Origin of the sequence: Streptomyces massasporeus, from assembly GCF_014648995.1 — a bacterium.
GTDB lineage: Bacteria > Actinomycetota > Actinomycetes > Streptomycetales > Streptomycetaceae > Streptomyces > Streptomyces massasporeus.
Window position 1 is genome coordinate 1,091,006 of record NZ_BMSE01000001.1, and the last position, 14,962, is coordinate 1,105,967.

The 14,962-nt window shown below is 71.0% G+C and carries 11 protein-coding genes and 1 pseudogene; 5 read left to right on the forward strand and 7 right to left on the reverse strand.

Annotated elements, in window-relative coordinates:
* The first annotated feature begins 67 nt into the window (after positions 1–67).
* Complete coding sequence (locus tag IE153_RS04910; RefSeq protein ID WP_189588498.1) at positions 68–2,602, forward strand: ATP-dependent Clp protease ATP-binding subunit; 2,535 nt, start codon at positions 68–70, stop codon at positions 2,600–2,602.
* A 48-nt stretch (positions 2,603–2,650) separates the two neighbouring features.
* Here IE153_RS04910 and ggt read toward each other — a convergent pair whose 3' ends face one another.
* Positions 2,651–4,453, reverse strand: a complete 1,803-nt coding sequence (gene ggt, locus IE153_RS04915; RefSeq protein ID WP_189588499.1) for a gamma-glutamyltransferase — start codon at positions 4,451–4,453, stop codon at positions 2,651–2,653.
* Positions 4,454–4,557: 104 nt separating this feature from the next.
* Here ggt and IE153_RS04920 point away from each other — a divergent pair, with 104 nt between their 5' ends.
* Positions 4,558–5,322: a hypothetical protein gene (locus IE153_RS04920; protein WP_189588500.1), complete on the forward strand. Its 765-nt coding sequence runs from the start codon at positions 4,558–4,560 to the stop codon at positions 5,320–5,322.
* Between the two features lie 115 nt (positions 5,323–5,437).
* On the forward strand, positions 5,438–7,006 hold the full coding sequence (locus tag IE153_RS04925; RefSeq protein ID WP_189588501.1) for a CocE/NonD family hydrolase: 1,569 nt from the start codon (positions 5,438–5,440) through the stop codon (positions 7,004–7,006).
* 223 nt (positions 7,007–7,229) lie between these two features.
* Here IE153_RS04925 and IE153_RS04930 read toward each other — a convergent pair whose 3' ends face one another.
* On the reverse strand, positions 7,230–7,973 hold the full coding sequence (locus IE153_RS04930; RefSeq protein ID WP_189588502.1) for an amino acid ABC transporter ATP-binding protein: 744 nt from the start codon (positions 7,971–7,973) through the stop codon (positions 7,230–7,232).
* A gap of 140 nt (positions 7,974–8,113) precedes the next feature.
* Positions 8,114–8,521 carry a DUF6278 family protein gene (locus IE153_RS04935; RefSeq protein ID WP_189588503.1) on the reverse strand — a complete coding sequence of 136 codons (408 nt, stop codon included), beginning with the start codon at positions 8,519–8,521 and terminating at the stop codon, positions 8,114–8,116.
* Between the two features lie 221 nt (positions 8,522–8,742).
* Here IE153_RS04935 and IE153_RS04940 point away from each other — a divergent pair, with 221 nt between their 5' ends.
* Positions 8,743–10,524 carry an SGNH/GDSL hydrolase family protein gene (locus IE153_RS04940; RefSeq protein WP_189588504.1) on the forward strand — a complete coding sequence of 594 codons (1,782 nt, stop codon included), beginning with the start codon at positions 8,743–8,745 and terminating at the stop codon, positions 10,522–10,524.
* On the opposite strand, the gene IE153_RS04945 is transcribed toward IE153_RS04940, so the two are convergent.
* The 4 genes from IE153_RS04945 to IE153_RS04960 all read right to left on the reverse strand — a co-directional run bounded on the left by IE153_RS04945 (position 10,521) and on the right by IE153_RS04960 (position 13,819).
* Positions 10,521–11,300, reverse strand: coding sequence for an exodeoxyribonuclease III (locus IE153_RS04945; RefSeq protein WP_030855038.1), 780 nt, complete (start codon positions 11,298–11,300; stop codon positions 10,521–10,523). The two genes, IE153_RS04940 and IE153_RS04945, sit on opposite strands and share 4 nt — an antisense overlap.
* Positions 11,301–11,343: 43 nt before the next feature.
* Positions 11,344–11,979 carry an MBL fold metallo-hydrolase gene (locus IE153_RS04950; RefSeq protein ID WP_189588505.1) on the reverse strand — a complete coding sequence of 212 codons (636 nt, stop codon included), beginning with the start codon at positions 11,977–11,979 and terminating at the stop codon, positions 11,344–11,346.
* 34 nt (positions 11,980–12,013) lie between these two features.
* Positions 12,014–13,321: a bifunctional 3-oxoadipate enol-lactonase/4-carboxymuconolactone decarboxylase PcaDC gene (gene pcaDC, locus IE153_RS04955; protein ID WP_189588506.1), complete on the reverse strand. Its 1,308-nt coding sequence runs from the start codon at positions 13,319–13,321 to the stop codon at positions 12,014–12,016.
* 114 nt (positions 13,322–13,435) lie between these two features.
* Positions 13,436–13,819: a transposase gene (locus IE153_RS04960; protein WP_229828753.1), complete on the reverse strand. Its 384-nt coding sequence runs from the start codon at positions 13,817–13,819 to the stop codon at positions 13,436–13,438.
* A 930-nt stretch (positions 13,820–14,749) separates the two neighbouring features.
* On the opposite strand from IE153_RS04960, the pseudogene IE153_RS04965 reads away from it, so the two are divergent.
* A pseudogene (locus IE153_RS04965) lies at positions 14,750–14,962 on the forward strand (DNA-directed RNA polymerase subunit alpha); the annotation flags it as partial.

Here is a 14,962-nt window from a genome sequence, read left to right on the forward strand (position 1 = left end):
CCCCGGCACGTCGACCAGCGAGGGCGTCCCCCGCCCGCGCGCCGGGGACGCCGGGAACGGAAGGCCCATGAGCAGCGGCTTCACCAGCCCGGAGGGCTACGGCTCGGATCCCTTCGGAGAATTCCTCGCACGGTTCTTCGGCGGACCGCGTCCCGGTCCCCGGCAGATCGATCTCGGGCGGCTGCTGAGCCAGCCGGCCCGGGAGCTCGTCCGCGGCGCCGCCCAGTACGCCGCCGAGCACGGCAGCCGGGACCTCGACACCCAGCATCTGCTGCGGGCGGCGCTCGCCACCGAACCCACCCGCACCCTGCTCACCAAAGCCGGTGCGAACCCCGACTCGCTGGCGTCGCAGATCGACGACCGGTCGGGGCCGGCCCAGCACACCCCTGACGACGCCCCGCCGCCGACCGCGCTCTCCCTCACCCCGGCCGCCAAGCGGGCCCTGCTGGACGCGCACGACATGGCCCGGGCCCGCGGCTACGGCTACATCGGCCCGGAGCACGTGCTGAGCGCCCTGGCGTCGAACCCCGACTCCGCCGCCGGGCACATCCTCAACGCGGCCCGCTTCGCCCCGTCCGAGCCGCCCGAGGCGCCGGAGGTCCCCCAGTCCGAGCGGCCCCGCCCGACGAACACGCCGACCCTCGACAAGTACGGCCGTGACCTCACCGAGCTGGCCCGGCAGGGCCGGATCGACCCGGTGATCGGCCGGGACGAGGAGATCGAGCAGACCGTCGAGGTCCTCTCCCGCCGCGGCAAGAACAACCCGGTGCTGATCGGTGACGCGGGAGTCGGCAAGACGGCCATCGTGGAGGGGCTGGCGCAGCGCATCTCCGAGGCGGACGTGCCCGATGTGCTGCTCGGGCGCCGCGTGGTCGCCCTGGACCTCACGGGCGTGGTCGCGGGCACCCGCTACCGGGGTGACTTCGAGGAGCGGATGAACAACATCGTGGGCGAGATCCGCGCCCACTCCGACCAGTTGATCATCTTCATCGACGAGCTGCACACGGTCGTGGGCGCCGGTTCCGGTGGCGGCGACGGCAGCTCGATGGACGCCGGGAACATCCTCAAGCCGGCCCTCGCCCGGGGCGAGCTGCACATCGTGGGCGCCACCACGCTGGAGGAGTACCGCCGCATCGAGAAGGACGCGGCGCTGGCCCGCCGCTTCCAGCCGATCATGGTGCCGGAGCCGACGCCCGCGGACGCGATCGAGATCCTGCGCGGCCTCCAGGACCGCTACGAGGCCCACCACCAGGTTCGGTACACCGACGAGGCCCTGGTCGCGGCCGTGGAGCTGTCGGACCGCTACCTCACCGATCGCCGCCTGCCCGACAAGGCGATCGACCTGATCGACCAGGCCGGTGCCCGGGTGCGGCTGCGGGCGCGGACCAAGGGCACGGACGTACGGGCCCTGGAGCGGGAGCTGGAGCAGCTGACCCGGGACAAGGACCAGGCCGTCGCGGACGAACAGTACGAGCAGGCCACCCAGTTGCGTGACCGCATCGTGGACGTGAAGCGGCGGATCACCGAGGCCGGCGGCGACAGCGAGGTCGACGAGGGCCAGGACCTGGTGGTCGGGGCCGAGTCGATCGCCGAGGTGGTGTCCCGGCAGACCGGCATCCCGGTCGCCAGCCTCACTCAGGAGGAGAAGGACCGTCTGCTGGGGCTGGAGGAGCATCTGCACCAGCGGGTGGTCGGCCAGGACGAGGCCGTGCGGGTCGTGTCGGACGCGGTGCTGCGTTCGCGCGCCGGGCTCGCGGCCCCCGACCGGCCGATCGGCAGCTTCCTGTTCCTCGGCCCGACGGGCGTCGGCAAGACCGAACTGGCCCGGGCGCTCGCCGAGGCCCTGTTCGGCAGCGAGGACCGCATGGTCCGGCTCGACATGAGCGAGTACCAGGAGCGCCACACCGTCAGCCGGCTGGTCGGCGCACCGCCCGGCTACGTCGGCCACGAGGAGGCGGGCCAGCTCACCGAGGTCGTGCGCCGTCACCCGTACTCGCTGCTCCTGCTGGACGAGGTGGAGAAGGCCCACCCGGACGTCTTCAACATCCTGCTCCAGGTCCTCGACGACGGCCGGCTGACCGACTCCCAGGGCCGCACGGTGGACTTCAGCAACACCGTCATCGTGATGACGAGCAACCTCGGCTCCGAGGCGATCACCCGCCGGGGCACCCAGACGGGCTTCGCCGCGGGCGGCGCCGACGCGGACGAGGAGGCCCGCCGCGAGCAGATCCTGCGCCCGCTGCGGGAGCACTTCCGCCCGGAATTCCTCAACCGCATCGACGAGATCGTCGTCTTCCGCCAGCTCACCACGGAGCAGCTGCGCCGGATCACCAACCTCCTGCTGGACCGCACCCGGTCCCTGGTGCAGGGCAAGGGCATCACGGTGACCTTCACCGACCGGGCGGTGGAATGGCTGGCCGACCGCGGCTACCAGCCGGAGTACGGCGCCCGCCCGCTCCGCCGCACGATCCAGCGCGAGGTGGACAACGAACTGTCACGGCTGCTGCTGGACGGCAGGGTCGACGAGGGCGACCGGGTGACGGTGGACGTACGGGACGGCAACCTGGCGTTCGAAACGCAGAGTTCGGAAGCGCCCCGATAAGGGGCGCGGGGAACTGCGCGACGAGCCCCCACGCACCCGCACACGGCGTCATCGCACAGGCCGCACCACCATCGCCGACCCCCCACCCCGCCGCACGGTCTCAGCGGCTGCCAGCCACTTGCCGCCCGGCAGCCGCTGAACACCCGTGGCGGCACCGATCTCGGGGTTGGCCTTGAAGGAGTGCCCGATGGCCTCCAACTGCTTCCTGACATCACTGTCGAGACCGGGCTCCAGCTCGGTCTGCGCCGCGTTCCGCTGACTCGCCCGGGGCGCCGCGATCGCGTCGACCAGCGGCAGCCCCCGGTCGACGAACCCGGTGAGCGTCTGCAGAACGGTCGTGATGATCGTCGCGCCACCCGGCGACCCCAGCGCCACCACGGGCTGGTGGTGCCGGTCCAGCACGATCGTCGGCGAGATCGACGACCGCGGCCGCTTGCCCGGCCCGGGCAGGTTCGGGTCGTGCACGGCAGGGTTCGCCGGGGCGAAGGAGAAGTCCGTCAGCTCGTTGTTGAGGATGAAGCCCCGCCCGGGGACCGTGATGCCGCTGCCGCCGGTCTGCTCGATGGTGAGGGTGTAGGCGACGACGTTGCCCCACTTGTCGGCCACCGTCAGGTGCGTGGTGCTGTCGCCCTCGTACGTCGTCGGGGCCGCCTTGTCCCCCGAGCCGCAGCGCGCGGGGTCGCGCGGGTCCCCCGGCGCCACGGGACTGGTGAGCACCGCGTCGTCCTTGATGAGGCACTCGCGCGAGTCGGCGAACCGCTGCGACAGCAGTTCCTTCGTCGGCACGTCCTCAAAGGCCGGGTCACCGACCCAGCGCCCCCGGTCCGCGAACGCGATCCGGCTCGCCTCGATGAAGCGGTGCAGGTACTTCGCCTTGCTCGCCTTGGACAGGTCGGTCCGCTCCAGGATGTTGAGCGCCTCACCGACGGTCGTACCGCCGGAGGAGGACGGCGCCATGGAGTAGACACCGAGGCCGCGGTACGAGGTCCGGGTGGGTGCCTGGAGCTTGGTGCGGTAGGCGGCCAGGTCCTTCGCGGTCAGGTCGCCGGGCCGGGCGTTCCAGCCCGAGCCGGGATCGACCGGCGGCTTGTTGACCGTGTCGACGATGTCCCGGCCGAGCCGGCCGCGGTAGATCGCGTCGACGCCCTTGTGCCCCAACTCCGCGTACGTGCGGGCGAGATCGGGGTTCTTGAAGGTGGAGCCGACGACGGGGAGCTGTCCGCCCGGCAGGAACAGGTCGGCGGTGTCCGGGAAGTAGCGGAAGCGCGCCTCGTTGGACGCCGTCTGCGAGCGGAAGGTCTCGTCGACGGTGAAACCGTCGCGCGCCAGCCGCTCGGCCGGCTTCAGGACACTCGCGAGCCGCTTGCTGCCCCACTGGTCGAGTGCCGTCTGCCAGGTGGCGGGCGTGCCCGGCGTGCCGACGCTCAGGCCGCTGCTGACGGCGTCGGCGAAGGCGAGGGGCTTGCCGTTCTCGAGGAACAGGTCCTTGTCGGCGCTCAGCGGGGCGGTCTCGCGGCCGTCGATGGTTCGTACCGTGCGGGACTTGGCGTCGTAGTACACGAAGTAGCCGCCTCCGCCGATGCCGGCGGAGTAGGGCTCGGTGACGCCGAGCGCGGCGGCGGTGGCGACGGCGGCGTCGACGGCGTTGCCGCCCTTCCTCAGGACCTCGATGCCGGCGGCGGAGGCGTCGGGATCGACGCTCGAGACGGCGCCCCCGTAGCCGACGGCCAGCGGGGATTTCTCACCGCCGGCGCTCTGCGCGGCGGGTGGCGGCGCCGCCGCTCCCACCGACACCACCACGGCGGCCGAAACCGCCAGGACCGTCAGATTCCGCGGGACAGGGCGACGCATCCGCACCTCCAGTCAAAGGCCGTCCGCGCAGCTTAATTCATCGCCATGGGCGCGTCAGGCAGGCATCGAACACCGGTGCGTCGGGCCCGCTACCATGCGCGCCCATGAATGACGACGTGCGCAACATCGTTCTGGGTGTGGTCGCGGCGGGCATCAGTGCCGCGCTCGGCTGGGTGGCCCGCACCTACCTGTGGCGGCGCAAGCTCCGCCGGAAGCAGGCGTTCTTCGGGCTTCCGGACAACTCCGAGTCCCTGCTGGTGGTGAACCGGGGCGCGACCGGACCCGAACTCGCGGTGATGCGCTACGACGTGTTCGCCCTGCTCGAACTCGCCGCGCTGATCAAGGACTGCAACGCCCACGCCCAGATACTCCCGCACGACACGGCACGCCAGGGCTTCGGGGAGCGCACCGAGTTCTGCGTGGGCGGCCCGGCGTCCAACCGCCGGATGGCGGCCCATCTGTCCTCCCTCCTGCCGGGGGTGCGGGTGAACGTCGACTCCGAACCGGGCCCGGATCGCGGCTCGTTCCTCGTGGGCACGGAGCGCTACCGCGTGGAGAACGGCAGGGAGGAGTACGCGCTGCTCGCCCGGCTCACGGCGGAGCGCAGCCAGAACACCCGTCCCGTGTTCCTGTTCTGCGGCCAGACGTCGATCACCAACCAGGCGACCACGCGTTACCTGGCCCGCAACCACGAGCGCCTGACCCGCAAGTACGGCAACAGCTCGTTCGTCCTACTGCTGAAGGTGATCAACTCTCAGGCGTACGGCCCGGACGTCGTCGAACTGGTGGAGGACGTGACGCGGCCGGCGCAGACCCCGCTGCCCGCCGCGACACCCGCCGCTCCACGCAACTCCCACCGGCCCTCCTGAGTTCCTCCACTGCTCAACAATCGTTACTGGCACGTAACTTACCGACGGGTTACCCCTGGTAAGAGGTCGAGGTTACCGTTCGGTCACTTTGCACTTACACGAGTGAGGAGTGACCGTGGGACCCCACCGCAAGGCCCTGCGCACCACCGCCGTAGGCGCCGTCTCGGCGACCCTGGTCGCCGGCACCGCCCTCGGATTCGCCCCCACCGCCCAGGCGGCCCCGAACCCCGTCCGCTTCGTCGACATCGCCGGCGACGGCGGCACCGTGCTCAAGGCCAACGTCGTCACCCCGGCCGGGGCCCGCGACAGCGACCGCTACCCGCTGCTCGTCATGCCCACGAGCTGGGGTCTGCCCCAGGTCGAGTACCTGGCCCAGGCACAGAAGCTCGCCGACTCCGGATACGTCGTGGTCACCTACAACGTGCGCGGCTTCTGGCAGTCGGGCGGCGAGATAGAAGTGGCGGGCCCACCCGACGTCGCCGACGCGTCGAAGGTCATCGACTGGGCGCTCGCCCACACCCCCGCCGACGCCGGGCACATCGGCATGGCGGGCGTCTCCTACGGCGCGGGCATCAGCCTGCTCACCGCCGCGCACGACAAGCGGATCAAAGCGGTCGCCTCGCTCAGCGGCTGGGCCGACCTGATCGGCTCGATCTACGCCGGGCGCACCCAGCACCTCCAGGCCGCCGCCCTGCTGGACGGCGCGAGCGTGGTGACGGGCCGCCAGAGCCCGGAACTCCGGCAGACCTTCAACGACTTCTACGGCTCCAACCTGACGAAGGAGCCGGAGCTCATCGCCTGGGGGAAGAAACGTTCCGCTGCGACCTATGCCGACCGGATCAACGAGAACGGCGCGGCGATCATGCTCGCCAACGCCTGGGGCGACAGCGTCTTCCCGCCCAACCAGTACGCCGACTTCTACGAGAAGCTGACCGGCCCGAAGCGGCTGGAGATGCGGCCCGGAGACCACGCCACCGCCGAGCTGACCGGCTTGTTCGGGCTGCCCAACGACGTCTGGAAGGACACCGGTCGCTGGTTCGACCACTACCTCAGGGGCGAGGACAACGGCATCGACCGCGAGCAGCCCGTCCAGCTCAAGTCCCGTTCCTCCGGCGGCTACGAGGGCTACCCGGACTGGAAGTCGGTCGCCGCGACCGACCGGAAGATCACCCTCGGGGGCACGACCACGATCCGCGCGAACGTGAACTCGGGGGCGGACGGCGGTGTCGTCTTCCTGTCCAGCATCCTCGACCAGGTGGCCCAGCTGCCGCCGATGGCCTCGATCCCGCTGCTCCCCCGCCGCTGGGCCGCCGTGTGGCAGTCGCAGAAGTCGGCCACGGCCCAACAGGTGCGCGGAACGACGAAGTTGCACACCACCCTCACCCCGACCAAGGAGAGCGGCACCCTCGTCGCCTACCTGTACGACGTGGGGCCGCTCGGCCTCGGCAAGCTGGTCACCCACGCGCCGTACACCTTCCACGGGCGCACCCCCGGAAAGCCGTTCGGCGTCGACCTGGAGTTGTACTCCACGGCCTACGACGTCCCGGCCGGGCATCGCCTCGCCCTGGTCGTCGACACGGTCGACCCGCTCTACATCGAGCACAACCCGTCCGGCGCGCAGCTGACCTTCTCCTCGCCGGCGAACGACCCGTCGTACGTGTCGGTTCCGCTGCGCGAGCAGTGATCTCCGGCTGCCGCCGGACGGGCCTGGCCGATGTGAACCGCCGCCCCCGTGGCCTTCGGGCCGTGGGGGCCGCACCCGGCGGGAACGGCCCCGCGGACCGGGCGGGCGGTCGGCTCTTCCCCGGCGGGATCGGCGGCCTTCGGCGAAGTCCCCCTCTCCGACAGGGATGAAGGGCACATCGTAGTCGAGGTCCGATCCGATGAGCCGTCCGGTGCCTGCCCGTTCAGTGCTTGAGGATCTTGGAGAGGAAGTCCTTGGCGCGGTCGCTGGTGGGGTTGGTGAAGAACTCGTCAGGGGTGCGGTCCTCGACGATCCGGCCGTCGGCCATGAAGACGACGCGGTTGGCGGCCGAGCGGGCGAAGCCCATCTCGTGCGTGACGACGATCATGGTCATGCCGTCGCGGGCCAGTTGCTTCATGACCTCCAGCACCTCGTTGATCATCTCCGGGTCCAGGGCCGAGGTCGGCTCGTCGAAGAGCATCGCCTTGGGCTCCATGGCCAGGGCGCGGGCGATGGCCACGCGCTGCTGCTGACCCCCCGAGAGCTGCGCCGGGTACTTGTCCGCCTGGTCGGCGACACCGACCCGGTCGAGGAGTTCACGTGAGCGCTTGTCGGCGTCCTCCTTCTTGCGCCCGCGCACCTTGACCTGCCCCAGGGAGAGGTTCTGCAGGACGGTCTTGTGGGCGAAGAGGTTGAAGGCCTGGAAGACCATGCCGACATCCGCGCGCAGCCGCGCGAGGGGCTTGCCCTCCTCCGGCAGCGGCTGTCCGTCGAGGATGATCGCCCCGGACTCGATGGTCTCCAGGCGGTTGATCGCCCGGCAGAGGGTCGACTTTCCCGACCCCGACGGGCCGATGACCACGACCACCTCTCCCCGGCCGACGGTGAGATTGATGTCCTGCAGGACATGCAGCTCCCCGAAGTGCTTGTTGACGTCACGCAGCTCGATCAGCGGCTCGACGGCCATACTCAGCCCTACTCACTCTCAGCTGTGTGGTGGTTGCCGCAACGTATCCAGGCAAGATCGGACTTGTCGGGCGACACGCACTTTTCGATCATTAGCCGTATTTACGTCGGACTTTGGGCCAAAGGTTGCGGCCATGGGGCTCACGACTCCGCGACTTCCGCGTACAGCTGCGACAGCTCGGGCACCCCGTACGCGGCCCACTCGTGGCCGGAGTCGACGACGTCGAACTCGCGGCCGGAGTTCAGGCGTACGACGGGCTGCCCGTCGGGACGGATCTCCCAGGCGGCGCCCGCGACGGTGCGCACGATGACGCTGCCCAGGTAGAGACCGGCGTCGTTGCCGAGCCAGGTCAGGGTGTCCTCGTCGTCCCGCCAGCGCGGCAGCAGCTGGTCGAGCGCCTCCAGCGAGGCAACCGTGTCGTCCAGCCGGACACCCGCCCGGGACGCCTGGGAGCGGAGCAGTTCACACTCGGCGAGGAGTTCCGCGATGCCTGCCGGATCGGGGACCCCGACCTTCTGGCGCCGGTTGCCCAGGAAAGGGATGTTCATACGTCCAGCGTGTCATTCGTACCGCCGTACGCACCACAGGGCGCGCGGACCCGCCGATCCCGGTCGAGTTCAGGCCGAGTTCACGCGACGCGCGTTGACGGGTCACTCCTGTCTCCCTAACTTCACCGTGCGTCTTGCGTCTCGGCCGTCGTTACCTCTGCGGTTCCGTCCCTGCGTTTGGTGTTGTCGCGTCGTGTGTCGATGAGCGGGAGGAGTCGGCCGTGCGCCGATGTGTCCGGGTGATCCTTGTCGTCCTGGCCCTGTGCGGGTCGCTGGTCCCGGCGGTGTCGGCGCATGCCGCCGGGGAGGGACGGGCCGCGCCGGTGCCGCTTGAGTGGCTGTTCGACAATGTGGCGGTCAGCGAGGACGGCGCCCCCGAGGAGGCCGACTTCGACGGCTCCGGCGCCTCCCTGCCCGCGCGGGACCTCAACGCCGCGGGCTGGACGCCCGGGCGCGTCCTCACCGTGCAGGGCGCCCGGCTGACCTGGCCGAAGCGGCAGCCCGGAGAGCCGGACAACGTCCGCGCCGCCGGGCAGGACGTCCGGGTCACGGGGCGCGGGGACGCCCTGGCCTTCCTGGTGGCGGGCACCGCCGGCACCGAGGTGGGCGGCCCGGGCACGGTCACGTACGCGAACGGCACCCGCTCCGGGTACCGGCTGACCACGCCCGACTGGCTCACCGGGCCGCTCGCGACCAAGGCGGTGGCCCTGCCGCACATCAACACGCCGGGCGGCCAACTCGCCCGGCAGGCCCGCCTGTACGTCGTGACGGTGCCGCTGGTTCCGGGCCGCGCGGTCACCTCCGTCCGGCTGCCCAGCGCGGCCGGGCTGCACGTCTTCGCGGTGTCGGTACGGACCGCCACGCAGGGCTGGATGGGCAGCTGGGCCACGGCCACGGGCGGCTACGCCGCCGTGGGCCCCTGGACGGACCGGACCCTGCGGCTGGTCGTGCACACCTCGGCCGGCGGGCCCCGGGTGCGGGTGCGGTTCGACAACACCTTCGCGGCGGCTCCGATACGGATCGGGAGCGCCACGGTCGCGGTGCAGGCGACCGGCGCGGCCTCGCGGAGCACGCCGGTGGCGCTGTCGTTCGGCGGTGGTGCGGGCGTGACGATCCCGGCCGGGACGCAGGCGTACAGCGATCCGCTCGGCTTCTCCGTCCCGGCGGACACCAATCTGCTGGTGAGCTTCCATCTGCCCGGGACGGTGGCCGCGACGCCCGTGCACGGGCTCGCGCAGCAGCGTTCCTACGTCAGCGAGCCCGGCGACCACACGGCGGAGGGCGCCGCCGGGGCGTACACCTCGGTGATCACTCGCTGGCCGCTGCTCGCCGGGGTGGACGTGAGCGGCGGGCCCGGGTCGGTGGTGCTGCTCGGGGACTCGATCACCGACGGGGACAAGTCGACGGTGGACGCCAACCGTCGCTGGCCGAACGTGCTGGCCGGCCGGCTCCTGAGGCAGGACGCCGTCCCGCGCTACGGCGTGCTGAACCTGGGCGTCTCGGGCAACCGCGTGGTCACCGACCGGTACCCCGGCGACGGGGTGTCCACGGACACGGCCGGGGTGAGCGCCCTGCACCGCTTCGACCGGGACGTCCTCGCCCAGCCGTCGCACCGTACGGCCGTCGTCTTCGAGGGCATCAACGACCTGCGGTGGGGCACCTCCGCGGAGCAGGTGATCGCGGGGCTGCGGGAGCTCGCGGCGCGCGGGCACGCCCGGGGGCTGCGGATGCTCGCGGCGACGATTCTGCCCTGTGAGGGCGAGGCGCGGTGCACGACCGCCGTCGATGCCGAGCGGGTCGCCGTGAACGCGTGGATCCGCGACGGCGAGGTCTTCGACGGCGTGCTCGACTTCGACGCGGTGGTCCGTGATCCCGGGCGGCCCGCACGGATGCTCCCCGCCTACGACAGCGGGGACCATCTGCATCCGGGCGACACGGGGCTGGCGGCCCTGGCGGACTCGGTCGACCTGCGGCTCCTACGGCCCCGGGGCGACAGGCCCTAGACGTCCAGGTCCACGACCACGGGCGCGTGGTCGGACGCGCCCTTGCCCTTGCGCTCCTCGCGGTCCACGTACGCGTCGCTGACGGCCTTCGCGAAGGGCGCGTTGCCGTACACCAGGTCGATGCGCATGCCGCGGTTCTTCGGGAAGGAGAGCTGGCGGTAGTCCCAGTACGTGAACGGGTGGTCGTACTTGAGGGGGCGCGGGACCACGTCGGACAGGCCCGCCTCGCGCAGGGAGGCCAGGGCCGCGCGCTCGGCCGGGGTGACGTGGGTGGAGCCCTCGAAGAAGGCCGGGTCGAAGACGTCGTCGTCCGTCGGTGCCACGTTGTAGTCGCCCATCACCGCGAAGGGGCGGCTGCCCGCCGCGTCACCGGCGACGGCGGCCTTGAGCGCCTCGAACCACTGGAGCTTGTAGGCGTAGTGCGGGTGGTCCACCTCACGGCCGTTCGGCACGTAGACCGACCAGACGCGGAGCGGGCCGCAGGTCGCCGAGATGGCGCGGGGCTCCACCGAGCCGTCGAACCCGGGGTCGCCGGGCACGCCCTTGACGACGTCCTCGATGCCGACGCGGGAGAGCACCGCCACGCCGTTCCACCGGCCCGTCGCGTGGACCGCCGACTCGTAGCCCAGCTCGCGCAGTTGCTCCGACGGGAACTGCTCCTCGGCGACCTTGGCCTCCTGGAGGCACAGCACGTCCGTGCCGCTGCTCTCCAGCCAGGCCAGGAGCCTCGGCAGGCGGGCGGTGATCGAGTTCACGTTCCAGGTCGCGATGCGCATGCCCCACAACCTACCCGGCGGGTCTGACAACGCCGTCCCGGCGTCAGAGGTCCGCCGACGCCCCCGGGGTGAGCCGCAGGTGCTCGGAGCCGCCGAGCTGTCCGATCTGCCGGTCGTAGATCGGGCGGGCCAGGTCGGTGAGCAGAGCGTCGTGGATGTCGTAGGCGCGCCGCGGCCTCAGCTCACGGACGTAGTCGATGACCTCGGAGATCTTGCTCCAGGGGGCCATCACCGGAAGCAGCAGCGTCTCGACGGGGTGGTCGGGGACGGTGAGGGCGTCGCCGGGGTGGAAGACCGTGCCGCCGTCGACGAGGTAACCGACGTTGGTGATGCGCGGGATGTCCGGGTGGATCACCGCGTGGAGCTCGCCGTGGACCTGGACGTCGAAGCCGGCGGCGGTGAAGGTGTCGCCGTGGCCGACGGTGTGGACGCGGCCGGGGAAGGCGGAGGAGATCTTCTCCGCGACCGCCTTGAGGGTCCAGATCTCGGCGGCCGGGTTGTCCTCCATCGCGGCGCGCAGGCGGAGCTCGTCGAAGTGGTCGGGGTGCTCGTGGGTGACGAGGATGGCGTCCGCGCCGAGCGCTGCGTCCTCCTCGCTGAACCCACCGGGGTCGAGGACGAGCGTCCGGCCGTCCTTCTCCAGGCGGACGCAGGCGTGCGACTTCTTCGTGAGCTTCATGGTCTCCATCCTGCCTCGGGGCCCGTGGGCAGGCTCACTCCTGCGGCGTGGTCTCCTCGCGGATGACCTGCTGGGCCACCTTGAACGCGCTGTTCGCGGCGGGGACGCCGCAGTAGACGGCCGCCTGGAGCAGCACTTCCTTGATCTCGCCCGGGGTGAGGCCGTTGCGCAGGGCGGCTCTGGTGTGGAAGGCCAGCTCGTCCAGGTGCCCCCCGGCGACCAGGGCGGTGAGGGTGATGCAGCTGCGGGTGCGCCGGTCGAGGCCGGGACGGTCCCAGATCTCGCCCCAGGCGTAGCGGGTGATGAACTCCTGGAAGTCCCCGGAGAACTCGTCGGCCTGCGCCAGCGCCCGGTCGACGTGCGCGTCGCCCAGCACCTCGCGGCGGACCTTGATCCCGGCGTCGTACGGGTCGGGCCGCCCCTGCGCCTGCGGCGGTACGGCGACCGGGGCGATCTCGGCGACGGGCCCGGTCTGCGGGGGCTGCGGCGGGGCGGGCGACAGGACCGGCTTGAGGGCGACCGGGGGCAGGACGTTCTGGCCGGTGGAGGTCTCGAACGCGGGCTGCCAGGCGGTGGAGAAGTGCCGCACCAGCAGGTCGGTGACGGCCGCGGGCTGCTCCACCGGGACCAGGTGGGAGGCGCCGGGGACGACCGCAAGGCGTGCGTCCGGGATTCCCGCGACCAGCGTGCGGGCCTCGGCGGGGCCGGTGACCTGGTCGTCCGAGCCGACCAGGACCAGGGTCGGCACGCCGACCCGCCCGAGCTCGGGACGGACGTCGAACGAGGCGAGCGCCTCGCAGGAGGCGATGTAGCAGCCGGGGTCGGTGGTGCGCACCATCTGCACGGCCCACTCCGTGATCGCGGGCTGCGCGGCGGCGAACCCGCCGGTGAACCAGCGCTCGGGCGCGCTGCGGGCGATGGGGTCGAGGCCGTTCGTGCGGACGATCACGCCCCGCTGCCGGAACTCGTCGGCCGTGCCGAAGCGCGGCGAGGCGGCGATCAGCGCGAGCGAGGCGAGCCGCTCCGGGTGGCGCAGGGCCAGCTCGATGCCGACGGCGCCGCCGAGCGCGCAGCCCGCGTAGCCGAAGCGGTGGACGCCGAGTCCTTCGAGGGTGGCCAGCAGCCGCGTGGTGAGGTCACCCACCGACCCCGCCGGGTACGCGGGGGCGCCGCCGTGGCCGGGCAGGTCGAACCGGAAGACGCGCCACTGCTTGATCAGCTCGGGGATCTGGCGGTCCCACATGTGCCATGTGGTACCCAGTGAGGGACCCAGGATCAGGACGGGAGCCTCTTCTGGCCCGTCAAAGCGGTATTGCAGGGTGTTCGACGGTGTCTCACTCACGCCCCAGACCCTCTCACGTCTCACAGACGCCCCTTTAACGCGGGGGTGCGGGAGACCGGTCTGACCAGGTTGAAGACCTCGCGGGCGGCATACCGCTTGAGGCATCGGATGATCTCACGGCGGGTCTTGCCCTCCTGGGTGCGGCGTTCGTAGTACGCCTGGGTGCGCGGGTCGTGACGTAGCCGGGTGAAGACGATGCGGTGCGGGGCCGCGTTCGCCTGGCGGTCGCCGCCGTGGTTGAGCCGACGTGCGCCGTCGGCCCGACGAGTACTCGATAGGGCTGACTCCGCAAAGGGCAGCAAAGGATGCCTCGGTGTTCAGCCGCTCGGGGGTGTCTCCCATGGTGATCAGGAGAGTGACGGCGCTGTCCGGACCGATGCCCACCTGTTCGAGCAGCTGCGGGGCGTAGTGCTCGACGAGCCGGGTCAGGCGTTGGTTCAGCTCGTCGATCTGCGCGGTGAGCTGTTCGATGCGCTCGGCGACCATGCGCAACGTCATGTGGGTGGCCCAGCATCCCGCAACGACAGTCGACAGGTCCGTGACTGGACACTTCGGTCAAAGATCTCAGGAGTCGGACCCCGTCCGGGATGGCACTGCACAACCGTCCCATCGATCCCGGTACAGCGGCATGACTCGATCGTTGCCGGATGGCTTCGGCCGAATCGATGCTCAACTTGATTGCCCGGGTTGACAAGGCGTTGACATTCGTCCACTACTGACCGGTATTGACGGCGAGGTGTCAAGCAAGGAGGTGGTGACCTCACCGGCTGCGGCTCCTACTCCGTGACCAGCACCCCGATGGCCAACTCACCGGGAGAGGACTCCTAGATCTGCTTCGACTACGGATCGACCCACGAAGGCGTCGCACGGGTGAGTTCCAGAGCACGAGGAACGGGATGACCAGGGCCGCGGTGATGAGCGTGAGGGTGAGGTGCAGCCCTAGCCACGTGCCGAGGCCGCCGGCGGCGAGGGCGGCGAAGGGTCTCAGGCTGAAGGCGAGCCACGCTCCGGTGGCCTGGGCCCGTCCTTGGAGTTCGTCGGGGGCGAGTTCCTGGCGGACCGCCCTCTGGAGTCCGCCGTGGCACACCGCAGCGCCGGGCGGATGAGCATGCCGATGCCGATGTCCCGGTCGGCGTGTATTCGGACGGTTCTGCCCCACCGCCACGCGGGGGGATGCACCCAGGTGGTCGTGCCGAACGACGCCCCTGGTGACATGCACGGTGCCATCGCGGATATGGGTCGCGCTACACGCTGAGGCCCTGAGGCCCTGAGGGCCGCCATCTCCGTGCCGATCTTGGCCGTGGTCGTCACTGTGGCTGATGGACCACTCCAGGTGCGATTTCCCAGAGTTGCATCCGTATCGCTCGTACTCTTCGTGTGTCGACGGCGTCACAGAGCGGGCGCCAAAACCACTGGAGGCAACACCCCGTGCTGATTGCTCAGCGTCCGTCTTTGACCGAAGAGGTCGTCGACGAGTTCCGCTCCCGGTTCGTGATCGAGCCGCTGGAGCCGGGCTTCGGTTACACCCTCGGCAACTCCCTGCGCCGGACCCTCCTGTCCTCGATCCCGGGTGCGGCGGTCACGTCCATCCGCATCGACGGCGTGCTGCACGAGTTCACCACCGTGCCGGGCGTCAAGGAG

Bases quoted from the DNA above. Each gene is read 5' to 3' on its own strand.
- IE153_RS04910 (WP_189588498.1), top strand. From the start codon at position 68: ATGAGCAGCGGCTTCACCAGCCCGGAGGGCTACGGCTCGGATCCCTTC.
- ggt (WP_189588499.1), bottom strand. From the start codon at position 4,453: ATGCGTCGCCCTGTCCCGCGGAATCTGACGGTCCTGGCGGTTTCGGCC.
- IE153_RS04920 (WP_189588500.1), top strand. From the start codon at position 4,558: ATGAATGACGACGTGCGCAACATCGTTCTGGGTGTGGTCGCGGCGGGC.
- IE153_RS04930 (WP_189588502.1), bottom strand. From the start codon at position 7,973: ATGGCCGTCGAGCCGCTGATCGAGCTGCGTGACGTCAACAAGCACTTC.
- IE153_RS04935 (WP_189588503.1), bottom strand. From the start codon at position 8,521: ATGAACATCCCTTTCCTGGGCAACCGGCGCCAGAAGGTCGGGGTCCCC.
- IE153_RS04945 (WP_030855038.1), bottom strand. From the start codon at position 11,300: ATGCGCATCGCGACCTGGAACGTGAACTCGATCACCGCCCGCCTGCCG.
- IE153_RS04950 (WP_189588505.1), bottom strand. From the start codon at position 11,979: ATGAAGCTCACGAAGAAGTCGCACGCCTGCGTCCGCCTGGAGAAGGAC.
- IE153_RS04960 (WP_229828753.1), bottom strand. From the start codon at position 13,819: ATGACGTTGCGCATGGTCGCCGAGCGCATCGAACAGCTCACCGCGCAG.